Source organism: Hydrogenimonas sp. (genome assembly GCF_029933015.1).
GTDB lineage: Bacteria > Campylobacterota > Campylobacteria > Campylobacterales > Hydrogenimonadaceae > Hydrogenimonas.
In genome coordinates, this window is the sequence record NZ_JAOZOZ010000128.1 from 1552 (window position 1) to 4705 (window position 3154).

General features: G+C 55.6%; 3 protein-coding genes. 1 reads left to right on the forward strand and 2 read right to left on the reverse strand.

The features are described 5' to 3' along the window. Window positions 1-301 precede the first annotated feature (301 nt). On the forward strand, window positions 302-1432 hold the full coding sequence (gene dnaJ, locus Q1K23_RS07870) for a molecular chaperone DnaJ (protein ID WP_300363608.1): 1131 nt from the start codon (window positions 302-304) through the stop codon (window positions 1430-1432). 15 nt (window positions 1433-1447) lie between these two features. Here the strand turns inward: dnaJ and Q1K23_RS07875 are convergent, their stop codons facing one another. Together Q1K23_RS07875 and Q1K23_RS07880 are read right to left on the reverse strand one after the other, a co-directional pair. Beyond that, entirely contained in the window at window positions 1448-2158 is a 711-nt protein-coding gene (locus Q1K23_RS07875; protein ID WP_300363610.1) for an SIMPL domain-containing protein, read from the reverse strand. A gap of 9 nt (window positions 2159-2167) precedes the next feature. After that, window positions 2168-3154 (reverse strand): hypothetical protein (locus tag Q1K23_RS07880; protein WP_300363612.1); only part of this gene is annotated, 987 nt, incomplete at its 5' end.

The following is a 3154-nucleotide window of genomic DNA, read 5'->3' on the forward strand; positions in this document are numbered from 1 at the left end:
GAAAGTGTCGGGTGCCAGCTTGTGGTTGTAGATGCCGAAATTTTTCAGATAGAAGCGATCGGTCTCGTCCAACTCCTCCGGCTGGAGGGAGGGAAGCTTTTCGAAGTAGTCGATCGGCTTCATCCGCCGTTTCAGTTTTTCGATTTTATTGATTTTCTGTTCATTCATATTGTCAACGATTATACTTCACCTAAACCGCCATCCGCCTGAAAAGATTTTTAATTTCTCCTAAATTATGTTAAAATCGCGCGCAGAATTACAGGACTACATACCCTTCTCTATTTAGAATCAGGAGCAATTTTTGGCAGAACTGGACTATTACCAAATACTCGAAATCGAGCGTACCTGCACACAGGAAGAGATCAAGAAAGCCTACCGCAAGATGGCGCTCAAATACCACCCCGACCGCAACCCCGACGACAAAGAGGCGGAAGAGAAGTTCAAACTGGTCAACGAAGCCTACCAGGTCCTCAGCGACGAGCAGAAACGTGCCGTCTACGACCGCTACGGCAAGGCGGGGCTCGAAGGCCAGGGATTCCACGGATTCGAGGGACAGAGCTACGAAGACATCATGGACGATCTCTCGGCCATCTTCGAGTCGGTCTTCGGCGGCGGCTTCACAGGCCGGCGTTCGGGCAGAGCCTCGGGAGACAAATACAACCTCGACCTCTCCGCCCAGATGGAGATCAGCTTCAAAGAGGCGGTCTTCGGGGCCGAAAAAGAGCTCAAATACCGCTACAAGAAGCCGTGCGAAGCGTGCCGGGGCACCGGTGCGAAAAACGGTGAGGTCAAGGAGTGCGAATACTGCAACGGCCAGGGCCAGGTCTACATGCGCCAGGGCTTCATGACTTTCGCCCAGACCTGTCCCCAGTGCCACGGCAGTGGAAAGACGATCCAGCAGAAGTGTCCCGAGTGCGCCGGACGTGGTTACGAAGAGGTGGAGACGACGATCACCGTCGACATCCCCGAAGGGGTCGACGACGGCAACCGCCTGCGCATCCCCAACGCCGGAAACGTCTCTCTCGACGGACGGCGGGGCGATCTGTACATCACCTTCTACGTCGAAGAGGACGAGCACTTCATCCGCCACGGCGACGACATCTATCTGGAAGTCCCGGTCTTCTTCACACAGGCGGTTCTGGGCGATGTCATCACCATCCCCACCCTCCGCGGCGAAAAGGAGCTCAATCTACCCCAGGGCGCGAAAGACAAGCAGCAGTTCGTCTTCAAGGGCGAAGGGGTACGCAACGTCCACAGCGGTCAGCTGGGCAACCTGATCGCCCAGATCCGCATCGTCTACCCAAAATCGCTCAACGAGAAGCAAAAAGAGATGCTCAGAGAGCTCCAGGAGAGTTTCGGCATCGAGAGCAAACCCCACGAAAGCCTCTTCGAATCGACTTTCGAGAAGATCAAAGGGTGGTTCAAGAAATAATCCAGGCCCCTCTTCTCAGTCGTTCAGATAGTACTCGATCGTGGAGACGACCCGGATCTTCTTGATATAGGGGGTATGGCTGTCGCGATCGGCGATGCTGAACTGCCCCTGCCTGGCCCGTTTGATCTTTCCGAGTCTGCTTTGGGAATCCTTCGCGAACTTTTCCGCCACCTTCCGGGCGTTTCGCGTCGCCTCCTCGATCATCGAGGGTTTGATGGCGTTGAGACCGCTGAAGAGATACTCCGTCCGGTTTTCGTAATCGTTGCCGACGAAAACGATCCCCTTTTTTCCCAGATCCGCCAGATAGGGCATCGCTTCTCTGACCTTCTGGACCTTTCTGGTATAGACGGTGACGCTCTGCTGGGCCACGTAGCGAAACTTCACCCGCTCCCCTCCCCCGTACTGCTGGGCCAGTTTGTCGGTGATGACGGGTGCGTTGATCGTCATCTCTTTTCTCTCGAAACCGGCGTCGGCCAGGAAAGCGACGATGGCTTTGCGATCCTTTTCGATACCGGCGTAGAGGGCCGAGAGGTCGTTGTCGGCCCGGGTGAAGGTGATGGGCCACAGCGCGATGTCGGCGGGAACCTCTCTTTCTGAGAGTCCCTTGACCGTCACGCTCCGTTCGAAGGCGCGGAATTTTACGATGCTCGAACCCAACAGATAGCCCAGCGATGCCAGCCCGACGATGATCGAGATCCCCAGTATCAGTGCGTTTTTTCCATTCATCCCGTTCTCCTATTCGTTTCTTCTTTTGCGGATTTCGGTTTTCTTGAAACCGGTGATATGAAAGATGTCGTTGGGATTTTCATCTTCCCGGTTCGTGTAGTACAGATCACCCTGGGGCGTCTCCCAGCGGACTTTGAAAGCGTCGGTATCGGTCTCGATCTCTCCCGTGTGGGGATTGACGTACTCCTCCTGTCCGGTCAGCACCAGAAAGTTGTCGTTCATGATCTCTTCGGCGTTGACACGGCTCTTTCGGGCGATTTCCCGGTCGATCTGCCGGATCTTTTCATAGACTTTCATGACGATTTCGGCGCGCTCCCGCTGCCCCTTCGCCTCCTGAAGGACCCACCGGGGATTGAAACGGATGGAAAAGCGGATGATATCCATCACGGGCTTCCAGCGCTCGAAAGATTGGACGGGGGCTCTGAAAGAGAGGGTCCGGGTGTTTTTCCACGTCATCGCACCACGCATATCCACGATGCCCGTGAGCATCACCTCCCGGTAGCGGACACCGTTTTCGACATATTCGAACACTCCGCCCGCCGCGTCGCTTCGAAAAGAGAGCGCCGGCATTCCCATCTGCATGAAAAGACGGTTCATGTAGGAGAGCCCCCGGTCGATAGATCTCTTTTCGCCAGGCAGTGGGCGAAGTTTGAGAACCTTCACCGACCGGGCCCCGGGATGGACGTAATCAAAAAGCGCTCTCAGGAAGCTTTGGGCATCCATCAGAGGTTTGACTTCGGCCCCCTGGTAATTGCCCCCCACCGGGAAGAATCCCCCGCCGATACCCGGATGGGCGTAGACGATATCGGGATAGATATGAAAAGCCACACTTCCTCTTCTGTCGCTTTCGATCAGGAGATCGCACTTCGCCTCCATCGCGTTGAGAGGGCCGCCCGCCCGGAGTGGATCGACGCGAAATATGCCGCCCTCCATCTTCCAGCCTTTGGGAATCAGCAGAGAAAAGGCCTTTTCGTTGGGTTCGTAGACTCTCGTAAA

Bases quoted from the DNA above. Each gene is read 5' to 3' on its own strand.
- Q1K23_RS07875 (WP_300363610.1), bottom strand. From the start codon at position 2,158: ATGAATGGAAAAAACGCACTGATACTGGGGATCTCGATCATCGTCGGG.